At 43.1% G+C, this 24270-nt stretch carries 19 protein-coding genes; 12 read left to right on the top strand and 7 right to left on the bottom strand.

Annotation, left to right across the window (positions count from 1 at the left end):
* Positions 1-135: 135 nt before the first annotated feature.
* From nadA to AC2SLO_RS04130, 3 genes are all read left to right on the top strand, one after another.
* Positions 136-1329, top strand: a complete 1194-nt coding sequence (gene nadA, locus AC2SLO_RS04140; protein ID WP_486543424.1) for a quinolinate synthase NadA — start codon at positions 136-138, stop codon at positions 1327-1329.
* A gap of 148 nt (positions 1330-1477) precedes the next feature.
* Entirely contained in the window at positions 1478-3343 is a 1866-nt protein-coding gene (gene nadB, locus AC2SLO_RS04135) for an L-aspartate oxidase (RefSeq protein ID WP_486543443.1), read from the top strand.
* Between the two features lie 249 nt (positions 3344-3592).
* Positions 3593-4501: a LysO family transporter gene (locus tag AC2SLO_RS04130; protein ID WP_486543442.1), complete on the top strand. Its 909-nt coding sequence runs from the start codon at positions 3593-3595 to the stop codon at positions 4499-4501.
* 72 nt (positions 4502-4573) lie between these two features.
* Here the strand turns inward: AC2SLO_RS04130 and AC2SLO_RS04125 are convergent, their stop codons facing one another.
* The 3 genes from AC2SLO_RS04125 to AC2SLO_RS04115 form a co-directional block, all read right to left on the bottom strand.
* Positions 4574-5269, bottom strand: coding sequence for an OmpA family protein (locus AC2SLO_RS04125; RefSeq protein WP_495637089.1), 696 nt, complete (start codon positions 5267-5269; stop codon positions 4574-4576).
* 24 nt (positions 5270-5293) lie between these two features.
* Positions 5294-6604, bottom strand: a complete 1311-nt coding sequence (locus AC2SLO_RS04120; RefSeq protein ID WP_486543422.1) for an FAD-dependent oxidoreductase — start codon at positions 6602-6604, stop codon at positions 5294-5296.
* A 90-nt stretch (positions 6605-6694) separates the two neighbouring features.
* The gene (locus tag AC2SLO_RS04115; RefSeq protein WP_486543421.1) at positions 6695-7984 is read right to left on the bottom strand and encodes an FAD-dependent monooxygenase; all 1290 of its coding nucleotides are present in this window, start codon (positions 7982-7984) and stop codon (positions 6695-6697) included.
* Between the two features lie 558 nt (positions 7985-8542).
* On the opposite strand from AC2SLO_RS04115, the gene AC2SLO_RS04110 reads away from it, so the two are divergent.
* Together AC2SLO_RS04110 and ybeY are read left to right on the top strand one after the other, a co-directional pair.
* The gene (locus AC2SLO_RS04110) at positions 8543-9679 is read left to right on the top strand and encodes a PhoH family protein (RefSeq protein WP_486543420.1); all 1137 of its coding nucleotides are present in this window, start codon (positions 8543-8545) and stop codon (positions 9677-9679) included.
* A gap of 168 nt (positions 9680-9847) precedes the next feature.
* A complete protein-coding gene (gene ybeY / locus AC2SLO_RS04105; protein ID WP_486543419.1) occupies positions 9848-10402 on the top strand; it encodes an rRNA maturation RNase YbeY in 555 nt (184 codons plus the stop codon).
* Between the two features lie 240 nt (positions 10403-10642).
* On the opposite strand, the gene AC2SLO_RS04100 is transcribed toward ybeY, so the two are convergent.
* Both AC2SLO_RS04100 and fumC read right to left on the bottom strand, forming a co-directional pair.
* A complete protein-coding gene (locus tag AC2SLO_RS04100; protein ID WP_486543417.1) occupies positions 10643-11074 on the bottom strand; it encodes an ACP-like domain-containing protein in 432 nt (143 codons plus the stop codon).
* A gap of 829 nt (positions 11075-11903) precedes the next feature.
* Positions 11904-13292, bottom strand: coding sequence for a class II fumarate hydratase (fumC, locus tag AC2SLO_RS04095; RefSeq protein WP_486543415.1), 1389 nt, complete (start codon positions 13290-13292; stop codon positions 11904-11906).
* 340 nt (positions 13293-13632) lie between these two features.
* Between fumC and AC2SLO_RS04090 the strand changes: the two genes are divergently transcribed.
* Genes AC2SLO_RS04090 through AC2SLO_RS04080 form a run of 3 tightly spaced genes read left to right on the top strand, consistent with a single transcriptional unit; the run spans position 13633 to position 15017 of the window.
* Positions 13633-14247: a 5-formyltetrahydrofolate cyclo-ligase gene (locus AC2SLO_RS04090; protein ID WP_486543413.1), complete on the top strand. Its 615-nt coding sequence runs from the start codon at positions 13633-13635 to the stop codon at positions 14245-14247.
* A 10-nt stretch (positions 14248-14257) separates the two neighbouring features.
* Positions 14258-14539 (top strand): hypothetical protein, encoded by a 282-nt coding sequence (locus tag AC2SLO_RS04085; RefSeq protein WP_486543411.1) that lies wholly within the window; start codon positions 14258-14260, stop codon positions 14537-14539.
* Between the two features lie 49 nt (positions 14540-14588).
* Positions 14589-15017, top strand: coding sequence for a hypothetical protein (locus AC2SLO_RS04080; protein ID WP_495637088.1), 429 nt, complete (start codon positions 14589-14591; stop codon positions 15015-15017).
* A gap of 85 nt (positions 15018-15102) precedes the next feature.
* On the opposite strand, the gene AC2SLO_RS04075 is transcribed toward AC2SLO_RS04080, so the two are convergent.
* Both AC2SLO_RS04075 and AC2SLO_RS04070 read right to left on the bottom strand, forming a co-directional pair.
* Positions 15103-16131 (bottom strand): SEL1-like repeat protein, encoded by a 1029-nt coding sequence (locus tag AC2SLO_RS04075; protein ID WP_486543409.1) that lies wholly within the window; start codon positions 16129-16131, stop codon positions 15103-15105.
* Positions 16132-16260: 129 nt separating this feature from the next.
* The gene (locus tag AC2SLO_RS04070; protein ID WP_486543407.1) at positions 16261-17637 is read right to left on the bottom strand and encodes a Na+/H+ antiporter family protein; all 1377 of its coding nucleotides are present in this window, start codon (positions 17635-17637) and stop codon (positions 16261-16263) included.
* A 402-nt stretch (positions 17638-18039) separates the two neighbouring features.
* On the opposite strand from AC2SLO_RS04070, the gene lon reads away from it, so the two are divergent.
* The 4 genes from lon (at position 18040) to AC2SLO_RS04050 (ending at position 24258) form a co-directional block, all read left to right on the top strand.
* Positions 18040-20643, top strand: coding sequence for an endopeptidase La (lon, locus tag AC2SLO_RS04065; RefSeq protein WP_486543405.1), 2604 nt, complete (start codon positions 18040-18042; stop codon positions 20641-20643).
* 456 nt (positions 20644-21099) lie between these two features.
* Positions 21100-21651, top strand: coding sequence for a superoxide dismutase family protein (locus tag AC2SLO_RS04060; RefSeq protein ID WP_486543403.1), 552 nt, complete (start codon positions 21100-21102; stop codon positions 21649-21651).
* 457 nt (positions 21652-22108) lie between these two features.
* Entirely contained in the window at positions 22109-23179 is a 1071-nt protein-coding gene (gene recA / locus AC2SLO_RS04055; protein WP_486543401.1) for a recombinase RecA, read from the top strand.
* Between the two features lie 14 nt (positions 23180-23193).
* Positions 23194-24258: a regulatory protein RecX gene (locus tag AC2SLO_RS04050; protein ID WP_486543399.1), complete on the top strand. Its 1065-nt coding sequence runs from the start codon at positions 23194-23196 to the stop codon at positions 24256-24258.
* Positions 24259-24270 lie beyond the last annotated feature (12 nt).

Raw genomic sequence — 24270 nt, 5'->3', positions numbered from 1 at the left:
GCAACACAAGTACTTAGATAGATATAAAAAAGACCTTGTAATTATGCTCAAAATGAGCATAATTACAACACTGGCCTATTTTATGACATACATTACTTCATTCAAGACTTCATTCAAGAAACAAGGGATTTTTCTATGACAACCTCACAAGCCACATCAACACAGCCCGCTGAGAAAATAGAGTTATTCGCATATGATGCGCCAACACTGGCGCAAAGCAATCAACAGAGCTCATCGCCGGTTACCCAAATCGATATTGATTATGCTAAGGCTAAGATACCTGCTGAGTTATCGCGCAGTGAGCGCCAAGAGGTGGTCGCTAATATCAAGCGTCTGCTAAAAGAGCACAATGCCGTACTGGTAGCGCATTACTATGTAGACCCTTATATTCAAGATTTGGCATTAGAAACGGGCGGCTGTGTCGGCGACTCGTTAGAGATGGCACGCTTTGGTAAAGAGCACGAAGCCCAGACCTTGGTCGTTGCTGGTGTGCGCTTTATGGGTGAGTCTGCCAAAATCTTAAGCATGGAAAAAACCGTATTAATGGCAGATTTAGAGGCAGAATGTTCGCTGGATTTGGGCTGTCCTATTGATGAATTCAGCGCGTTTTGTGACCAACATCCGGATCGCACAGTCGTGGTCTATGCCAATACCAGCGCCGAAGTAAAAGCGCGTGCAGACTGGGTTGTGACGTCATCTGTTGGTCTAGAGATTGTGACGCATTTGCATGAACAAGGTCAGAAAATCATCTGGGGCCCTGATCGTCATTTGGGTAAATATATCCAAAAAGAAACCGGCGCTGACATGCTGCTTTGGCAAGGCTCATGCATTGTGCATAACGAATTTAAAGCCCGTGAGCTTGAGCAATTAAAAGCAGAAAATCCAGATGCTGTTGTTTTGGTTCACCCAGAATCTCCTGACAGCGTGGTGCAACTGGCCGATGTGGTCGGTTCAACCAGTAAGCTGTTAAACGCAACCAAAGAGATGGACGCTGAGACCTTTATCGTCGGTACGGATTTAGGCATCTTGCATGAAATGCAAAAACAATCACCGCATAAGCGCTTCTTAGCCGCCCCTACCGCAGGCGAGAGTGCCACCTGTAAGAGCTGTGCGTTCTGCCCTTGGATGGCGATGAATGGTCTTAAAGGTATTGAGCAATGCTTAGAAAACGGCACGGGCGAGATTAAGCTTGAGCCTGAGTTAGCCGCTGCTGCCTTAAAGCCGCTACAGCGTATGCTCGACTTTGCTGCTGCACAAAAACGCCGCGTGGCGACCAGTGGTGACTTCCTTAAAGACCGTCCTTTATTTGAAAACGTGGGTCCTGCTTAAGTTTACCAGCACTCATTTATTAAACGCTCGCATAACTATAAGAGACCAAACAATGCCAACACGCCAAACTGCTCATACTCTTAGCGCAGACTTTAATAGCGCTGCGTCTTCTGTTAATCAGACTAAAGCATTGCCTGTAAAACATAGCATGAGGCATGAGCAGTGCGATGTGTTGATTATTGGTGCTGGCCTAGCAGGGCTGAGTACTGCGTTATCTTTACCAAGCCACCTAAACATAGTGGTATTGGCAAAAGAGGATTTGCAAGCGTGCTCGAGCCATTATGCTCAAGGCGGTATCGCAGCCGTGATTGATAGCAATGACAGTGTGGCTGAGCACGTAAGCGATACCTTAATTGCCGGTGATGGCCTATGTGATGTGAGTGCGACCACTCAAATTTTAGCGCAAGGTGCCGATGCCATTGATTGGCTACTTAAGCACGATGTGCCGTTCACCACCAATGGTGACGGTGACAATATTGAGTCTGACTTATCCAAAAACGCAACCTTAGCAGAGCTGCATCTAACAAAAGAAGGCGGACATGGTCGCCGCCGTGTAGCGCATGCCGATGACGCGACTGGCAAGCACATTATGCAAGCGCTACATCAACAAGCACTTGCTGCAACCCATATTGATGTTCGTCCTTATCATGAAGCACTGCGCTTACTAACAGATAATCAGCACTGCACGGGTGCCCAAGTGATTGACACCCAGAATAACGTGCTTATTAAGTTTGACAGTCAAGCAGTGGTTATTGCCAGTGGCGGATTGGGCAAACTATTTAGTCGTGCCACTGCCCCTGATGTGTGTGTCGGTGATGGGATTATGATGGCGTGGGAAGCCGGTTGTCGATTGGCGAATCTTGAGTTCATCCAGTTCCATCCCACCGGACTGGTCCATAGCGACAGCGAAGGCAATCAGAGTAATTTTCTGATATCAGAAGCGGTTCGCGGTGAAGGCGGATTGCTACGTTGCCCCCTTACCCATGAACGCTTTATGCCAAATTATGACCCTCGTGAAGAGTTAGCACCGCGTGATATCGTGGCCCGTGCTATTGCCAACGAGATTAGTATGAATAAGCTTGGCTACGTGCATTTAGACATCTCTCACAAGCCTGCCGCTTTTGTTCAAGAGCATTTCCCCGATATCTATGCTCACTGTCTAGAGCTTGGCATAGATATTACCAAGGCCCCTATTCCAGTGGCGCCTACCGCGCATTACACGTGTGGCGGTGTTGTTACTACAGCAGAAGGTAAGACGGATATCAAGGGTCTATATGCTGCAGGCGAAGTCGCTAATACAGGGCTACATGGTGCCAATCGTCTTGCTAGCAACTCGCTGCTTGAGTGCGTGGTTGTAGGCCGTGAGATTGCTCAGCATTTACCGCGTTATCTCAATGATAATAATGACTGGAACTGCTTTGGTGAGCTAGAAACTGTTGAGCAAGCAGCCATTCATGCCAATAAAAATGTGTACATATCTGAGCCTGACGCAGTCGCCGCTCATGCTCAATTTGATGTGCCATTAACTGATTTATTGAATCAAAACTCACCTCTATTAGCTAACTCAGACTTAGACGTCATTAGCGATATCAGCACGATTAAGCAATTAAAAACCCTGATGACTAATAAGATGGGCATTAGACGCAGCGCGGATGAGTTAAAAGAAGCACTGAATCAGGTTTTGGCCTGCAAAAATCAACAGCGATCGATAACAGCTTTGACCGATACAAACTTTGATTTAGATAACTTTCGTTGGCAGCGTTTATTAACCTTGGCCTCGTTATTATTGCAATCGGCGCTAACTCGTGAGGAAAGCCGCGGCGGGCACAGTCGTAATGATTTCCCTGCTCTAAGCAACATACCTGCCATTAGCGTGGTGCGCCCGATTGACTCTACTGACAATAGTTCTGAGTCTCAAACAGTGGACAATCCTATCTTGGATGAGACTGTGGCTGTTCAACCGGTTATTCAACCAGTAAAGCAGACCAAGGCTCAATTAGCACAAACTGCTTAGATTAGTAAGCTTGGCGTAGTAAATTTAATCAGGCAGGTAAGCACATAAATCAGCCAAAAGCCTAATCATAAAAGAGGATGTTCGTAGCGCAATACGAGCGTCCTCTTTTTGGTTACCGGTCTGCTTATAGGACTTCGTGAGTAGCTGTGATAGAATCGCCAGTTACATTTTTTCTTATTGCTACCGACTTAGCTCATAACCCCAACCTCTCTTAGTCTGCGTGCCGTCATCATGTCTTTATCTCAGAATATGCAAAGCTTTGTCACTCTTGTTTTGGTTTTAGCGCCTCTTTTTATCGGTTTTGCGTTTCCCTTAAATAAGACCTTGATTCACTACTCAGAGCGGATATTGGGCTATTTGGTCTATATTATTCTGACCTTGATCGGTATTGAGCTAGCACAGGTCGAGGGCTTAGGTAGCCAAATCGGCGATATCGTACTTTATGTCAGTGTGCTGTCAATATTGACGATTGGTACAGGCTTAGCAGGCCTAATGGTGTTTGATCGACTGGTACCTTGGACTGCGGCCGGTAAGCATAGTCATGCGGCTCCCAAGGTCAGTATCCGTGGTAGTCTTATTCAAGTATGCTGCGTGGCGTTTGGCTTTATCATTGGGCTGTTTTTACCCGAGCATTTTATGCCGCCAGCAAACACCATGACTGGTCTGTTAATGATATTAATTCTACTGGTTGGTATTGGCTTGAAGGGTTCGGGGATTACTCTCAAAGAAGTTCTACTGAGTAAACGCGGCATCCAAACCAGTGTGATTTTTACAGTCTGTGTGCTGCTTGGTGGCGTGATATTCTCACTGATATTCTCTGAGGCATCGTTAACTAAAAGTCTCGCCTTAGCTTCAGGATTTGGTTGGTATTCGCTATCGGCCATTGTCATGACTGATGCTTACGGTGCAGTTTGGGGCAGTGTAGCGCTGTTTAATGACTTGGTGCGTGAGTTCTTTGCCCTGTTGTTTATTCCGCTATTTATGCGTAACACACCATCGGCGGCAGTTGGGCTTGGTGGTGCAACCAGTTTGGACTTTACCCTGCCTGTTATTCAGCAATCAGGCGGACTGGGCGTGGTGCCTTTGGCCATTAGCTTCGGCTTTATTATTAATATTGTGGCGCCAGTATTGATGGTGGTGTTTTCGTCGTTTGGGTAGAAATGACTGATTAAGATAAGAACATTATTTTACAGGTTGAGAGCGTGAGATATGATGAGTAATACTGGCTGACTATTTATCCAACTCATTCACTAACTCACAGCTCTGCGAGTAAGTTTTATATTCACTACTTAAATGAGAAGACTTAATAGTATTTAAATCCTTAACTTCAGTACTTACTTTAACGGTCACTCTACCGTCTTTAGTCTCATGCATTTCATCATATGCTATTACACCTCTTGTCTCTTTAAGCGGCAACCTATTTAAACAATCATAAGTTGTAATTCGCTCAACTGGAATATTGTAATCCATGACCAGTCTATACTTTACCATTACAGCGCGGTCTTGAGATAATGTATTGTTGCTATCTGTTTTGCGTATTTCATTAGAAGATGCATGACCAAATAATAAAATTTGAGTCGTCGGATATTCAATAATCTTTTCTTTTATCTTAAGGAATTCAAGATGATAAACATTAGGTACTTGACGAGTAAACGACGGGAAATAAATCTGCATCTCTAATTCAAGTTCATTCGTAAAGTCATTTAAAATGATAGTACATCCTTTATCATCTACAACCATATGTTGTGGTGTGTTTGGACAGACATCCTGATGGTCGATAACCCCATCTCCATCCCTGTCTGGAACAATAGCTTTGAATTTTGGTATAGGAGTAGACTCGGGGATAGATTTTGGTGTAGGAACAGTGGTGGTCGAAGCAGTTTGACATCCGAATATGGTTAACGTGCTAATACTTAGCATAGCCACTGAAGCCAACCTAGAAACTTCCATCTAAACCCCGCTTGCCCTCTTCGTAAAGAATCTCATCAACGGCTTAATCTTACCTACTTGATACATGCCCTCACTACGTATCTGCTGAACCGGACGCAGTGCCGCAAAATCACCGGCAAACAGCCAATTCATCAAGGAGAAGCTATGCATCATCACACTATTATGAGGACGACACTCACGCTCATAACGGCGCAAAGTCGATAGCTCGCCCCAAAGTTTGTGACCGCTACGCTCATAATCAGTCATCAAAGCATCTACTAAAGCAGTCACATCGAGCATACCTAGATTCAAGCCCTGACCTGCCAGCGGATGCACACCGTGTGCCGCATCACCCACCAATGCTAAGTTCTCTTTGACATAATGAGTGGCCTGCTGTGCATTTAGTGGGAAGCTAGCCACGGATTCAAGCTGTTCAATATCGCCTAAGGCGTACTGGCTTGCCGCTGCTAACGCTTGACGTAATACCTCATTATTCGGCTGATTATTACTGTCCTGATTATTCTCACTTGTCTCGGCATTGAGTTGTAATAACTCTAACGCTCGATTGGTTGGCAGTGTCCACACCACCGATTGCCAATGCTGCGGATTGGCTTTGTCAGTATCAGTGACATCAGCAAGCGGCAATAGAGCCAGTGTGCCGGTCGGTAACATAAGCTGACGCGCTGTGGCTTGATGCGGCTTTTGCGTTTTGATTGCACAGCAAATGGCCGTTTGTTTGTAATCGAGTGAATCGATACCAATACCGGCCTCACGTCTTACCAGTGACCCACGCCCATCAGCCCCAATGAGTAATTTTCCTTGTAAGGTATCCCCATTATCCAAACGAACTTGATACCCTTTTTGCTCACCAAACCAATCGAGCTCAACCACTTTGTGACCTGCAACAAGCGTTAGATGCTCGCCCACATCGGCCGCTGCCAAACGCTGATATAACGCATGCTCAATGACAAATGGCTCAACCATACTACCAAGCAGTTGCGGCACTGCCTCATCACCAAACTTCAGCTCACCCTTGCCGTCTTGTTGCCATACCTGCATTTGGGTGTAATTCGCTTTTCGCCCACTTTGGGTAATCAATTGCCATGCGCCTACCTCTTTCAACAGCTCAATACTGGCCAGACTTAAGGCATAAACGCGTGCATCACGATGAGTCAATTTTTGTTGCCACGCAGCCTCTGTAAATTCGGGACGGGCATCAATAAGGGTCACTGGGCGCTGCTGCTGAGCCAATTTAAGTGCCAAGGTTGCGCCAACGATACCACCACCAATAATAAGGGTATGCTGTGATTGAGATTGATTTGCGGTTGCCATAACGACTGTCCAATAGTTAAATATGATAAGCGTGGTTAATAGTCAGTGATAACGTGATTGTGATTAATCATCAGTATAAATAGCCAAAGATTAGGATTTTAATCCCATCGCATAGGTGGCAACCAATGGCTTAATATTTGGCAATTTGTTAAATGCAACCAGCGCCACATTGCGCGCAAGCTTCATTGCTGGATTGGGATGGGTAAATCCATGCACCACAGCATCACAAAAACGAATCACTCGTTTCTGATCCTTTTGACGGGCACGCTCATAGTTTTTGAGCATCTGATTATCGCCAATATCTGCACTACGCATGACCTGGTTCTCAAGCATTTTTGCTAGCACATGCGCATCACGCATACATAGGTTAAAGCCTTGACCTGCCACGGGGTGCAAGGTATGAGCGGCATTACCCATAATTACTACGCGCCCCTCTACCTGCTTGTCAGCTAGCACTCGAGTTAGTGGATAAGCACCGCGTCGGCCTGCCTTTAAGAACTTGCCGGCACGCTGACCAAACCCTTCTTGTAAGGTCGATAAAAACAGCGATTCATCATCCAAATATTGCTGTTCTTCACCGCGCTTGCAAATCCATACCACAGAACGTCTATAGCCGGCCTGCATAGGATGGTTACCATCGCCATTGGCATCAGTTAATGGCAAGACTGCCAGTGGCCCTGCTGGGCTAAAACGCTCAATCGCAATATGCTCATGCGGCTTATCGGTTTGCACCACGCCCACAATAGCTGATTGTCCATAATCGTAATCTTTGATGCCAATATTAAGCAGATTACGCACCGTTGAATCTCGGCCATCACACGCCACCAGCATACTTGCCGTTAGCGTTTGCTGAGTTTCAGACTGTGTATCATAGTGAATCGTCACCGAATCATGGGCTTGATTCACTTCAGTAACCGTCGCTCCATCGATGACTGTAATCAGCGGATTATTTTTGACCGCCATTAACAGCTTACGACCTAGCCAAGCGTTTTCCATCACTTGACCAAAAGACTCGACCTTCTCTTCTTCTTTTTTAAGCTCTGCATAACCAAAGCTGTTTTGCTCACTGACTTGCACAGAGTCAATACGGCAAGCATGACTCTGAAGCTCATCCCACAGTCCAATTTCTTGATAAATTTGCACTGTACGGCGTGATAATGCGGTGTTACGGCTATCCAAATAATGCGTGCGTTTCACATCGTCTTTGGGGCTAACGTCAGGATAGGTGTTTTTTTCAATTAAGGTGCTGGCGATGCCTTTATCCGCTAATAATAAGGCAAACGACAGACCCACATGACCGCCCCCAGCAATCAGTACGGTTTGGTCAGTGATGGGCTCGCTTGGCTTACTCAAATGATTCTTACTTGTATCAGTTATCATAGTGCTACTCGTTTTTATTATTTATTTAAAAAATCTATATAAATAGAGAGAAACAGTCTTTTCATTCAAAAATTATTATCTGATTGAGCCAAATATAGTATTTAAATATCTTTTAATATATTACCATGTTAACGCCATTGACTTGATTAATATACCTCAATTCTGCCAAATATTACGCGTCTCAAAAAAGAGTCAAATCACCCCGCTTTGAGTATCTAATCGATATTTGCCGAATATCTGTCATAAATCATAATGTTATTAACCCATCTCAATGAGATAGAACGATTACCTGTAGATAACAACATATGATAGTGCGTATGACATGAAGGTTACAAAAACCGTCTTAATGCCTATCCGTATTCTCTTGAATTTCAATATTAAACAGCCATAATAAAGACAGTGCTTAAATAACAATAAGCGAGACATAACTTATAAACCACAGACTCTATAAATAATAATTAATTGCCTCACATTCATTATCTATTATTGGCCCTTTAAAAATCGACTCAATTTAAGACAAAAAATCTTTGAACACATTCATTACAAAAGGATTATCACTTGACTGATACTGTCACTCGAAAAGTAAATCTCGATTTCTTAACCTCACCCCAGCTAAAAGTACTGGTGGGTGAATACAATAACCACCTCAAATATATTCAAGATCGTCTAGGTATTCATATTAATCAGCGCCAGTATAAATTCACTTTAGCCGGTGATTTAACCGCTGTGGAACGTGCTGATTATATTTTGAATAAACTCGCTGACGAAGCTCAAACCGCTGATGACATTAGCCCAGAAGAATTGCATCTGATTATTCAAGCCAGCCTATCGCGTGACTTTGAAGGTGCAACAGCCATCGAAGATGAGTCTGCTGACGATGACAAAGACATCAAAGATGACGATGGTTATAGTCAGGGCAATAGCTACCGTCATGACCCAGAAGCCAATTACGACACCATCGCTCTACGCACTCGCAAAGGTAAAATTATTCCTCGCGGCGGCAATCAGCAGCATTATGTCAATCGCATCTTAACCTCAGATGTGTCCTTCGGTGTGGGTCCTGCCGGTACCGGTAAAACCTATTTGGCGGTTGCCTGTGCAGTCGATATGCTAGAGCGTAATGAGATTGAACGTATCTTGCTAGTGCGTCCAGCGGTTGAAGCGGGTGAAAAACTGGGCTTCTTACCGGGTGATTTAACCCAAAAGATTGACCCTTATTTACGTCCTTTATATGATGCGCTTTATGAAATGCTTGGCTTTGAAAAAGTAGGCAAACTCATCGAGAAGCAAATTATTGAGATTGCACCACTGGCCTATATGCGCGGTCGTACATTGAATAACTCATTCGTTATTTTGGATGAGGCGCAGAACACAACACCCGAGCAGATGAAGATGTTCTTAACTCGCTTAGGCTTTGGCTCACGTGCGGTCATTACCGGTGATGTGACTCAGGTGGATTTACCACGTGGTCATAAATCAGGCTTAGCGCAAGCGATTCAAATCTTAGGTAAAATTGATGAGATTCATGTAACCAAGTTTGAGTCAAAAGACGTGGTACGTCATCAATTGGTACAGAAGATTGTTGAAGCCTATGGTGTCTGGGACGAAGAGCAAGAAGCCTTAAAAGAGGCGCGTAAACGTGCACGTATTGCTGAGCAAGAGCGAAAAGAAGCTAAAGCAGACGCTAAGTCGTAGTCGATAGCTTTTGTTTATCAAATGAGACAATTAGCTTAGCTTTTATTAAAACGCTTTAAGCCAAAACAGCACAGTGTAAGAAAGTCGGATAGCTATCCGGCTTTTCTATGTATTGAACCTATACAATATCCGCATACTTCTATATTCAATTAATTTTATGAGTTTGTTATGACTGAATTGATGATTAATATCAGTGCTGCAGAAACATTATCTGATGAGCTTGTCTCTAATTATTATCCTATTGATAAGCTGCAAACCATTTTAGTGACCACATTAAATGTGATGAATGAGCAGCAAGCGTCTGGTGTTAGCCTGCCTTACTTTTCTGAGCTTGATACCTCGCTTTGGCAAGACAAATCTAAAGAGCTTGGCGTGTATCTGACCGATATTGAAGAAGGTCGAAACCTAAACCTTGAAGCGCGTGATAAAGATTACGCGACTAATATACTGTCGTACCCTAGCGACTTACCGCCGTTTATCTTACAGCAAATGCCGACCATTCCACTTGGCGAATTAATCATCTGCCATGAGGTAGTCGCCACTCAAGCACAAGAGCAAAATAAAAGTACCGATGAGCATATTACTCATTTGATAGTACATGGTATTTTGCACTTGCTCGGCTTCGACCATGAGCTTGGGCAGGCGGAGCAAGATGAGATGGAAAGCTTTGAGATTACTATTTTAGAGAAGCTTGGCGTCAGTAATCCATATATTGCACGATAATGAGTATATTAGTCGTACCTCTGATGTTAAAGATGAGAGTGATAAAGCTAAAACTCTTTATTTTAAATCAGGGGCTTTCTGCTAATATATGGCTTTAGGTGAGATTACATAACGATTCGTCTTTAGAAATAACAATTGCGAATAATTATTATAGAAACACGCTGATAAAAAAAGACCTTGCCAAATAAATGACAAGGTCTTTTTAGTTTTCAATTTAAAAGCTTAAATCAAATGTTACAGCTAACCTTTAATTTTCTTAACGGATTTGGCATCGCAGCCTTTATAAAGGATTTCACTGTTTGCATTTTGAATGTTGACGTTTGATTTATGATAGTTATTAAGTCGTAGGGCGTCACTCATTATGCTAAAGTTCTCTTCATCGCCAAATACGGTGTCCACATCATCTGAGCGTCCAAGATTAATCGGTAAAAATCTAGATTTCCCGTTTAGATAAGCTTCCGCATACGTTGGTAGGTTTTGTTTATTAAATCCATATTTAACACTGATCTTATTGTTATTTTGGCAAGTATAATTAACTTGTCTGATTTTCACCGCAGAATCATAGCTCTTTGCAGGATCCATAACTTGGTCAGTATAAGCAAGCGCTGATCCTGAAACTAAGGTTGCTGCTAAAACTGTGGCAGATGATAATAGGGTTGTTAATTTCTTCATAAATACACCTCTTTTGAGTGAATAAAACATGATAAATGACTTTAAATAAAACTGAGCCATTACCACCAAAAGAGAAACTTCAACAGCCTCTAATTAGTGTCTATGTTAGGGTCTGTTCAACAGACCCTATATATAGCGTATAGCTTTTCGTGGAGTTTTACTTTAGTTCTAATTGAGAGGATATAATAAATTATTTTTAATGTTACGCTGTTGTTTGTGCGTTATCTTGATAGTATGTTTTGTTATAACATAACATAAAATGTGAGTTATTAGCCGTTTATTCTGTATGGAATGTTACTGGTCGAGTTTTTTGCGAAAACCAGATTGAGAGAATAAATCCAAAAGGCTAACAACGGCCTCACCCATTCTTTAAATTAACTCATGATGTGGCCTTGGGGTGCGGTTTAGCCACGATTGAAGCGAATATACTTGGTGAAGAACGACGTTGTGGGCGCTTAGCCAGTCGCGTTATCGCAGCGCAGGAACGCGACTGGCTTTAGCGCCCGCCGTCGATCTCACTAAGATAGTAGCAAAAAGCGTGAATAGCTCCAGAATTAAAATTTATAGAGACACGAACGAAAAGACCTTGCCATATGAAATGACAAGGTCTTTATTATTCAATAAACAATATTATTAATCTTGCATATCTATTCAGAATTTGAGTAGCAAGTCAATCAAGTAAAAGCACGAAAAGCCATAGGCTGAGCTTGATTCATACTTAAACTTAAGTGGGTTAAATTTGAGTCTGCTACAAGGCGACCGACCGAAGATTGTACAAGGCGTACATCAAGGACGGTCAACACCGTAGCGTCTCAAATTTAGCCCACGCTTATTTAGGGTGAACCATATCGGCTGGCGTAACCCACTCATCAAACTGAGCTTCAGTCATTAAATCAAGCTCTACCGCTACTTGCTTAAGGGTTTTATTTTCTTTATAAGCGGTTTTGGCAATCTTAGCGGCATTCTCGTAGCCCACATGACGGTTTAGCGCCGTTACTAACATCAATGAGTTATGTAAGAAGTCATCAATCTTATCCTTAACTGGCTCGATACCTACTGCACAGTTCTCATTGAAGCTGTTGCACGCATCGCCAAGTAATTTGATAGATTGCAGTAAGTTATAAGCGATAACTGGCTTATAAACGTTTAATTCAAAGTTACCAGACGCGCCAGCCATGCTGATAGTCATATCGTTACCCATCACTTGCGCCACGACCATGGTCATCGCTTCTGATTGAGTTGGGTTAACTTTACCTGGCATGATTGATGAGCCTGGCTCATTTTCAGGAATGGTTAATTCGCCAAGACCACAGCGAGGGCCAGAGGCTAACCAGCGAACGTCGTTAGCGATTTTGTTCAGGCTTGCCGCTAGTGTTTTTAGAGCACCTGATGCAAATACTTCAGCATCACGGGCAGCTAGGGCTTCAAATTTGTTTGGAGACGTTACAAATGGCAGGCCGGTTAGCTCTGATAATTGCTCAGCGGCTTTAACCGCATAGTCTGGGTGTGAGTTAAGACCGGTACCTACCGCTGTACCGCCTAGTGGTAATTCGTATAAGCCTTGTAATGCGTTGTCGATACGCGTTAACGCGTGGTCAAGCTGGCTCACATAGCCGCTGAATTCTTGACCTAAAGTCAATGGCGTTGCATCTTGTAAATGCGTACGGCCAATTTTTACGATGCTATCGAATTCTTTGGCTTTTTTGTCTAGCGTGTCACGTAGCGCTTTAACCGCTGGGATTAACAGGCTATTGATTTGACGCGCTGCTGCCACACGAATAGCCGTTGGGAAGCTATCGTTGGTTGACTGTGCATGGTTAACATGGTCATTTGGATGGATTGGCTTATAAGTACCACGCTCAGAGCCGGCAATTTCGTTCGCACGGTTAGCCAGTACTTCGTTCATGTTCATGTTTGACTGAGTACCAGAACCGGTCTGCCATACTACTAATGGGAACTGATCAGTAAGACCACCATTAATCACTTCGTCAGCGGCTTGGATAATTAAGTCACGCTGGCTCTCTTCAATACGGCCAAGGCTTGCATTAGTGATAGCCGCTGCTTTTTTAACCAATGCCATCGCTTCAATCATTGGACGAGGTAGGGTTTCACCACCAATTTTGAAGTTCTCACGGCTACGCTGAGTTTGAGCACCCCAATAGGCATCCTGAGGTACTTCTACATTGCCCATGGTATCTTTTTCGGTACGAGTTGACATGATGTCTCCTGTTTTTGTTATAAAAAGCTAAAAGAATTTGTTATGGTATTACTGATTATAAAATAATGACTGGCTATAAAATAACTGGCATTGATTGCTCAGCTCACCAGCAAAGGCGGTATAAGTTAAATCGAGCGCAATTATGATAGCATGACTCACTGCCAAACGCATTTAGAGCGGCCATAAAATCATGATGAAAATAAGCACTCACTTACGATAAGATGCCGTTAATAATACGCCTAGTTTGTCAAACAATTCAAGCTAAGTGCTGTGTCTATATTTTACCAAGCCCTGACTACTCAGCTCCCTAAATTTTGACCCGACTATTATAAAGCAAACTATGACCAATAACCCTTCTCGACATGATATTAATAAACAGCGCCGCGCCCTAACCGAGCAGCAGCGCCGCAATGCCGGCAGTCTTGCCAGTCGCCATTTACCTAAGCTTGCATCTCGCCTATCTAAAGGTGCTAAGGTGGGTATATATATTGACGGCTTTGGTGAACTGCCAACGCAGCCCCTGTTGGATTGGTGTCAGCGTATGGGCTATCAGGCTTATCTGCCGGTGATTAATACTCGAGGTCGGGATAATAAACACATCCGCTTTGCACCTATCTATCACAGCAAACTAGCGAGCATTCCAACGGTTCGCCACAGCTTCGGTATGAAAGAATCTAAGAGCAAGCATTTACTCAATGCTGATGCATTAGATCTGATTATGTGTCCGCTTGTCGCCGCTGATGAGCATGGCAATCGTATGGGGATGGGAGGTGGCTTTTATGACACCACACTTGCCAAATCTCATCAATATTGCAGCTCAAAAAACCATCGTCGCCATCCACTGCGTGTTGGCTGGTGTTATGAGTTCCAAGTCGTTGAGCAATTAGACACTAAGCCGTGGGATGTGCCCCTAAATGCTTTAATTACCCCTAAAAAAATACGTTGGTTTTCATAAAGGCAAATGGATGAGTAACGATATGAACCATAAAGACAGCGATAAAAAGCCAGATAAAGCGGCAAGCAGTACTGGCGTGGACAATGTTGCCGATTATGTGGACAACCATCTACAGACATTAGAAAACAGTGGCCGTGTGCCGCAGCAGCGTCCCCTATCTCCTGAAGAGCAGCTGTTTACCGAAGAGGAGTTAGCCAGATTAATTAATCCTGACAAGTTGAAAGTTTTGATGGAAAGTGGTGATGATCTAGTCGGCTATTTGACGTCTGAAATTGATAAGTTTGAGGACTAAATAGCGCATTAAAATAGTAAAATAAAGAGCAATCTTATAAAAGGACCATATGAAAAATACAAGGCAGTATCTACTTTCTATTCTCGGTTATATTAAAGCCCAGCCGTTTAAGGTCGTCTTTGTTATCTTATGGGCTGTATTTGTCTATAAAATTATCATGGCAGGCTATATACCTGATTATTATGCGATAGAGTACATTGATCAACCTGACGACTATTATCCTATCAATTTGGTTATTAATATGAATGCGGTGATGTTATTTCATATAACTGTATTGGGGGTGATTGATTTTTATATAAAAAGTCTCTGGAAGTTCCTGCTAATGTTAGCCATCACTTTGTTGCTCCTAAGCTTCTTTATATCGTTTATTATGTTTGCGTCGCTACCTCTGGCTAACCTTGTATTTTGGCTATTAATCTCTTCTGCTTATCTGTTATTAACCTGCATTTGGCAAGTGTGTCGCTATTTTTATAACTAGCACATCTAATCTCATTCCACAAAAAAAGCGAGTGCCAAATCGACACTCGCTTCTTTATTTTAAAATTTAAGATTAAAACGGCTGGTTAATAACCCGATTCATCTAAAATACGATAGCTTTCACATCCATTTTGGTACCCATTATCACACGCCTCTCCATAATAGATTTTGGCTTTAGCCTTATCCTGACGCACACCGTCGCCATTAGCGTACATAATGCCTAAATAATATTGTGCATTTGCAAGACCTTGATTAGCTGCCTTTTGAGTCCACTCTACTGCTTTGGCATAATCCTGACGTACACCTTCACCAGTGTTATACATAACACCCAAATAGAGTTGTGCCTCTGCAAGACCTTGATTGGCTGCTTTTTGAAACCATTCTACTGCTTTGGCATAGTCTTGGCGCACACCTTCCCCATTATAATATTTAACACCTAAATTGTATTGCGCCTCTGCATAATCCTGATTAGCGGCCTTTTGATACCATTCTACTGCTTTGGCATCATCCTGACGCACGCCTTCGCCAATATCATATCTAACAGCTAAATTATATTGTGCCTTTGCATGACCTTGACTCGCTGCCTTTTGATACCACTCTACTGCTTTGACATAATCCTGACGCACGCCTTCGCCATTAGCGTACATAAGAGCCAAATTAAATTGAGCCTTTGCATAACCTTGATTGGCTGCTTTTTGAGTCCATTCTACTGCTTTAGCTTTATCCTGACGTACGCCTACACCATCATAATACATATTGCCCAAATTAAATTGTGCATCTGCATCACCTTGATCAGCAGCTTTTTGATACCACTCTACTGCTTTGGCATAATCTTGACGCACCCCGTAGCCATTAGCATACATAACTCCTAAATTGTATTGCGCGCCAACATAACCTTGATTGGCTGCTTTTTGATACCACTCTACTGCTTTAGCCTTATCTTGACGCACATCTTGACCATTATCATACATAACGCCTAAATTATTTTGTGCAACGGCATTACCTTGATTGGCTAGGCTTTGAGTGTCTGTAAAAGAGGCAGCTAAACCAGCCGTGCATAAAGACAAAACAAATAGAGCAATGGATAGCTTAGACTGAATGCGTGATTGCTTCATAAGATTCGTATTTTTTTGTGGTTGTTGCTCGATATTACCACTAATAAACCAAACAGGCCCACAAAAAAGCGAGTACCGAACCATCGACACTCGCTTTTTTATTGTAAAACCTACCACTAAAACAGCAGGTTACAATACCATCGCCGCAATCCAGCCAAAAATAAGTAGCGGGATATTAAAGTGTAAGAAGGTTGGAATCACACTGTCTTTAATATGGTCGTGCTGACCATCTACACCCAATCCTGATGTCGGGCCAAGTGTTGAGTCAGAAGCAGGAGAGCCTGCATCCCCAAGCGCCCCTGCCGTACCAATAATGGCCACCGTCGCCAGTGGTGAAAAGCCCATCGCCATACACAGTGGCACATAAATAGCAGCAATAATCGGAATAGTCGAGAAAGACGACCCAATACCCATAGTCACAATCAGACCAATGGCAAGCATGACCAAAGCGGCGATACCTTTATTACCTGCGAATAAATTGGTTGCCCCTTCAATAAGCGGTGCAATTTGATCCGTGGCTTTCATCACCTCTGCAAAGCCTTGTGCGGTAATCATAATAAAGCCAATCATCGCCATCAGCTTAATGCCTTCATTAAAGACGCTGTCCGCTTCGTTCCATTTGACCACACCAGTTGCCATAAATACGCCAAAACCAAACAATGAACCTAAGAGCAATGAGTCCGTATAAAGCTGAACCACAAAGGCTGTAACAATCGCAAGCAGTGCAATAATAGTTTTACTTTTACTCGGCGCTTTTGCACCGGCAGCAGCGTTAGATAAAGCATCTTTTTGGACGGTGCTCTCTGTATCGGAATAAGACTCGACATTTTGGGCGTTGAGCTGATACTGACGCGGCTTACGATAACTAAAAAATACTGCGATTAATAAGCCGGTCAACATGCCAAGTGCCGGAATAGCCATGGCGTGCATCACTGAAATATTTGCGGTATCAAGCCCTGCTTCACCGACGTTTTTTAACATAATTTGGTCGAGATAGATTTCACCAAAGCCGTAGGGCAGAAACATATAGGTGGTGACCAAACCAAAGGTCATCAAACACGCCAGCAATCGTCTGTCTATCTGCAAGCGGTTAAATACCATCAGTAATGGCGGAATAATTAGCGGAATAAAGGCGATATGAATCGGAATGAGGTTTTGACTAAACACACTCATCAATACCAGACCAAAGAACAACAGCCACTTAATAGACAATGTACTGCCGCCAGTTTGCTGACTATTAATGCGATTAATTACACTATTGGATAACGATTGCGGCAATCCTGAATGTGCAATGGCCACCGCAAATGCACCAAGTAATGCATAAGATAAGGCAATCTGAGCCCCGTTTTTAATTCCTTCTTGGAAGGCAGCAAGAGTTGCATCAATACCGAGCCCACCGACCAAGCCGCCAACCATAGCGCCGATTAGTAAGCTCAGCACCACATGCACTCGAACCAGTGACAACCCTAGCATGACCACCACTGCTAACAATACCGCATTTATCATAATCAATCCTCTTATCTGCCCTTAGTTTGGCCGTTATTTTTAGCACCCTTAAAACAGGATTAAGCCCTATCGACACTTGCCAACCAGCGCTATTGGATGATTCATACCGTATCGCGCTTCTTACTTGCAAAGTGTCTTACTTGTAAAGCGCTTATATCGACCTTATCTATAACTGTCCTGCCACAAGTCGTGATACATTAAATCTATTAGGAATCTTAACAGTGCGTAAAAATGACGTTACAAATCGCTCATTCTAACCGATTTTTGTTTTTAACGGCCGCTTAGATGCAAAAGCTCGCCGACAAAGCTTGCAATTCTCACTTATCACCACCATTTAGTTAGTCATAGCATAAAATAACTTCAGTTTAAGAAGGTTTATGTCAAACGACAATAGGAAAAAATATGAGTAAATCAGATAAAGATTATGACAGCAGTGTTGAGCAGCTTAATGATGACATTGAGCGCGACCTAGATAGTGAATTAGAGCAGGACGCTCATGACACCATCAAAGCCAGTGCGCTTTCTGCTGATGATTCTGATACCCAAACAGCATCTCAATCAGCGGATGATGCTCAAGATAATGAAGACTTAAGCCACCTACCACTTTTAGCATTACGTGATGTAGTGGTTTATCCGCACATGCAAATTGCCTTATTTGTGGGCCGTGCGCCCTCTGTAAAAGCCATTGAATTCGCGCAAGCGGAATATGACGACCGCGTATTGGTCGTGGCTCAAAAAGACTCACTGACCGAAGACATTGATCAAGATAATTTATATCAATATGGTACGGTTTGCCGCATTGTCAGCACCATGCCGCATGACAGCGATGAGAACTGCATTAAGGTATTGATTGAAGGTCAATACCGTGCCCGCCTAGATGGTCTACAAGACCTTGGCGAATTGTTGATGGCAGATTTTACTCGCAGCGACATTACGCTAGAGATGAGTGAAAATCAGCAAGAAAATACGCTTAAAGCATTACGTAGCTTATTTGCAACTTATGCAGAAGCACGTCTACGCAACAGCCGCGAGTTAACCCGCGTTATTGACCGTATTGAAGATGTGTTAGAAATGATTTATTTCATTGCCACACGTGTGTCTATCGACTTGGCCGAAAAGCAGCAGTTGCTAGAAAAAGACGATCTCTCGGAGCACATCAATACGCTAACAGAATATCTGGCCAAACAAAGTGCCGAGCAGTCGATTGAGCAAGAGATTCAAGATGCCGTGCGTCGCCAGATGGAAAACAACCAGCGTGAATATTTCTTAAATGAAAAAATGAAAGCCATTAAAAATGAGCTGTCTGATATTAGCGATGGGGGTTTTGATGCCGAAGACGATATCGAAGAGCTTGAGAATCGTCTAAAAGAAGCGGACTTGCCAGACGACGTGCGCAAAAAAGCCGAGCAAGAGCTTAAGAAGCTTAAAATGATGCCACCAGCATCAAGTGAGTCTTCGGTAGTACGTAACTACATCGAGTGGATTTTGGACACGCCTTGGAAAAAATCAAGCAAAGTGTCTATTAAACTCGACAAAGCCGAGAAAGTACTTGATGAAGATCACTATGGTCTAAAAGATGTGAAAGACCGCATCTTAGAGTATTTAGCGGTTCAATCACGTGTTAAAAAGCTACGTGGTCCGATTCTGTGCTTAGTCGGCCCTCCAGGTGTGGGTAAAACCTCACTTGGTGAATCGATTGCGCGTGCGACCGGTCGTGAGTTTGTGCGTATGGCACTTGGTGGCGTACGTGATGAAGCAGAAATCCGTGGTCACCGCCGTACTTATATCGGTGCGATGCCAGGTAAAATCGTTCAATCACTAGCAAAGGTAGAGGTAAATAATCCGCTATTCTTGCTAGATGAGATTGATAAGATGGCGCAAGACTTCAGAGGTGACCCTGCGTCTGCTCTGCTTGAGGTATTAGACCCATCACAGAACCATAAGTTTAATGACCATTATCTTGATTTGGACTTAGACTTATCGCAAGTGATGTTTATTTGTACCGCCAATAGCATGGATATTCCGGCTGCACTGCTTGACCGTATGGAAGTGATTCGTCTGCCAGGCTACACCGAAGATGAAAAAATCAACATTGCTGAGAAGTACTTAGTGCCTAAGGCGATTAAGCAAAATGGTCTGAAAAATGACGAAATCGAGATTGTGCCAGAAGCATTGCACAGTATCGTTCAGCGTTATACGCGTGAAGCTGGTGTGCGTAATCTTGAGCGCGAAGTCAACAAGATTTGTCGTAAAGTCGTACGTGAATCGATTGAAAAATATGGTGTGCGTCCCTCTAAAAAGACCAAGATTGATACCGTTGTAGTCGATGAAAATAACATCGTCGATTATCTTGGCGTACATCAATACGACTTTGGCTTAGCTGAAGAGCAGCCTGAAATTGGCCGCGTGACTGGCCTTGCTTGGACCAGCGTTGGTGGTGAGTTATTAACCATCGAGGCGATTACCATGCCAGGTAAAGGTGAATTTGTTTATACCGGCTCACTAGGCGATGTGATGAAAGAGTCGATTCGTGCAGCCATGAGTGTTGTTCGGGCTCGCGGTGAGACTTTGGGTATTGATTATGAGACCTTTAAGTCGAAAGATGTGCACGTGCATATGCCAGAAGGTGCGACGCCAAAAGACGGTCCATCAGCAGGTATTGCACTGACTACAGCTCTCGTCTCTGCGATTACTGGCATTGCCATTCGTCCAGATATTGCAATGACAGGTGAGGTCACCTTGCGCGGTAAAGTACTGCGTATTGGCGGTCTTAAAGAGAAGCTACTTGCCGCGCATCGCGGTGGTATCAAGCATGTACTGATTCCTGAATCTAATGAACGTGATTTGGGTGAAATCCCAGACAACGTCAAAGAAGGCTTGACCATTCAGCCGGTAGCAACCATTGATGAGGTATTAAAAACGGCCTTGGTTACCATGCCAAAACCGATAAAGCCTAGCAAGGTCGCGGTTGATACAACCAAATCGCAAAAAGCGTTACGTAGCTAACCTATAAATTTATCTAAATCTAATAGGAAGCTACTAAGTACTTAGTTTCGATGTATTTCTAATAGACCGTTATTGTCAAAAGCTGCTTATCTATAAGATAAGCAGCTTTTTTTATCTCTTAGGTTTGTTTGTCAGGAATATATGATGCAAGAGTAGCTTATAATACCAAATCTAGAAATTAACCTATCGAGGAAGGCAAGTCCTAACGTAACAAATCAAACGCTACAAATATTAGGTTCAATGAGCCTGACAAAGATAGGTTATTTTATAGAAAAGGTATAACTGTTTTTTACTTTATTAACATTAAATAACTTATTGCAACGCTTACACTAATTGTTTCTTTAATCATAGCGTTATACTAATTCATGTAAGTATTCTAATAATAAACCCAAACATTAATTTAGTGCGTATTTGTAAGTATTAGTCAAATATACTATAAATTTATTGGAGTCAAATATGAAAAAATTATTAACCGCATCAGCTATTATAGCTTCTGCCATTACCCTTAGTGCGTGTCAAAGCAGCAATCCTAATATAAATGGCATTGATCATACGGATCCTGTTCTAAAGTCAAAAATTTATACCGTTGATCAAAACCATGCACAACTTGGCGAGATGTATTTGCGTCCTGTGGTTGGTGGCGTACAAGTATTTGGTAAGCTTGAGGGATTAAATCCTGGTTCAACAGTTGCCGTTCATATTCATGAAACAGGTAGCTGCAAAAATATGGGCAAAGCAGCAGGGGGCCACTACAATCCCTATGATAAGCCACATGGTAATCCCGCTTCTAAAGAGAGCCATGCAGGCGACTTGCCTAACGTCACTGCTGATGAGAATGGTGTTGCTACCATGAACTTCGTTAAGAAGGACATCTCTGTTGCAATGTCAGGCGTTAACAGTGTCTATCGTCGTGCTTTTATCGTACATGCCGGCGCTGATGACTATGTTAGCCAACCATCAGGTAATGCTGGTGACCGCATCGCCTGTGGTATCATTGAAAAAATCTAATGTGATAATTTTAAATTAATATTCGATTAACTTATACATTGCTATAGATAAAGGGTCAGCTTTTCATTAAGCGGGCCTTTTTTTATCATTAGATAACCTTAGTTTACTAGGGTCTGTTGAACTAAAGCCTTTATCTACGCCTTTACCTACCTTGGGTTATGACCTTATTTGTCTCATCCAAACATTCCTTTCATAAATGTGCCTATCCGTTTTATTTATTCACGACAATACCTGTCGCATGGTCACCGCTACCCCCTATCTAGTTACGCTCAATTTGTTATACTTATCTCATATCAGAGACACCCTGTCTCCTCCTATTATTAACTCAAAACCTTCATTCAAATTCATTAAGAGTCGCGCTCAAAAACTTATTTTTGGTAGCACTACTAATAACCCATTTAAGCTTTATAATAACGCAACACTGACATTAAATAATCAATAAAATTAGGACATCATTATGGATGACAACAAAGCCAAAGCGCTCAAAGCTGCCTTAGGTCAGATCGAAAAACAATTTGGTAAAAATACCATCATGCATCTCGGCGACAACTCTGCGGTATTAGATGTTGACGTTGTGTCAACCGGTTCGCTCGGTTTAGACATCGCACTAGGTATTGGCGGCTTACCAAAAGGTCGTATCGTTGAGATTTATGGTCCAGAAAGCTCGGGTAAAACAACCTTAACTCTACAAGCCATTGCTGAATGTCAAAAGCAAGGCGGTACCTGTGCCTTTATCGATGCCGAACACGCTTTAGACCCTATTTATGCACGGAAGCTTGGTGTGAATACCGATGACTTATTGGTGTCACAGCCTGATAACGGCGAGCAAGCATTAGAGATTACCGACATGTTGGTACGCTCAGGCGCTCTTGATATGATCGTTATTGACTCGGTTGCCGCATTGACGCCACGTGCCGAAATCGAAGGCGAGATGGGCGACAGCCACATGGGTCTGCAAGCACGTCTTATGAGTCAGGCGCTGCGTAAGATTACTGGTAATGCCAAACGATCAAACTGTATGGTTATCTTTATTAACCAGATTCGTATGAAAATCGGCGTGATGTTTGGATCGCCTGAAACCACAACCGGTGGTAACGCCCTTAAGTTCTATGCCTCCGTTCGTTTAGACATTCGCCGTATTGGTGCGGTTAAGAGTGGCGATGAAATTATTGGTAACCAAACCCGTGTGAAAGTTATCAAAAACAAAATGGCGCCACCGTTCCGTCAAGCAGAGTTTGAAATCACTTATGGCGAAGGTACCAATCATTTAGCCGAAGTCATTGACTTAGGGGTTGATATTGGTGTCGTCGGTAAAGCCGGTGCTTGGTATAGCTATGGTGATGAAAAGATTGGTCAAGGTAAAGCCAACTCAGTGCTGTTCCTAAAAGATAATCCAGCCATTGCCGAAGAAATAGAAGCTAAGATTCGAGCGGAAAAACTGGCCGTCGAACCTGAAAAAGGCTCTGAAAAAGAGACTGATAAGCCCGCAGATCCTAAACTTGTGGCTAAAGAAAACTCTGAGGTTTAAATCCTTATTGAATTATGGAAATAAAAACTTTAGCGCAAATTCTAGCTGAAACTCCGCAAACATCAAAGGGGTCTCACGAGAATAAAGCCCTAAAAAAACAACCGAAACCAGCCCAGAAAAAGCCACGTGCAGCGTTAACCTCTGCCCGTGGCTTTGCTGTGTCTGACAATAATGAAGATACTCACTCAGACCAATCAGACCTAGACACAGTAACTCATTCCTCTTGCTCCATTGAGCAGCAAACCGATGGTCATAAAAATAAGACACGGACTAAGCGGCGGAAAAGAACCTTTCACCCCGCCTCTCCCTACCGACCCAAAATAGAGGTTAGCGAGCCTATTAAAGAGGTCGACCCCAACAGTATCAAAAGCTTACTCGCGCAAGTAAAAGCCGAAGGTGAGCAAGCCGACAAGGTATTGGCGGAGAACGTGGAAACTGAAACAGGTCAACAGTATAATCATGTCCCAAGTGAACATTCTGAGTTAGACAATCTGCCGGCAGCACTCAAAGCTTATCTTAAAACACCGGAACAACGGCAAGCGGAAATCGAGGCTATCAAAGCCAATAGTCGTCTACGCTGGTTGGCGTTTTATTATTTATCACGGCGCGAACACTCTGCCGGAGAGCTGCGTCAAAAGCTGCTAGATAAAGAGCAAGACCCTGAAAAAATCGACGAATTATTAGAAGAGTTCCAAGAAAAAGGCTACCAGAGTGATTATCGCACTGCCATCATGCTTATTCGTGAGGGTATTCGTAAGCGCCGTGGCCGCGTGCGTATTAAAAATGACTTCTATAAACGTAAAGTGGATATGCCAGCCAATATAGATGAACTCATCGATATGGCCATGGAGGACAATGAAGCCTTTGTTGATGTGCTATCTGATAATGACTTGGTCGATGGCGTAGATTGGCTGCGTTTGGCGGTTGAAGCTCGGGTCAAAAAGTACGGTTCTGAGATTCCTCAAGAGCAAAAGGACAAAGCGCGGCAACTGCGCTTTTTGCAATACCGCGGCTTTAAGCCCAATATCTGCTTTGAGGCAATTAACTATAATTTAGAGTCGATTGATGATCGCTTTTAGCTGCCTGCTTTA

This window comes from Psychrobacter sp. CX14 (assembly GCF_057396205.2).
Note: the sequence above shows the minus strand (reverse complement) of the source record. Positions and strands in the feature narration are given on the sequence as shown.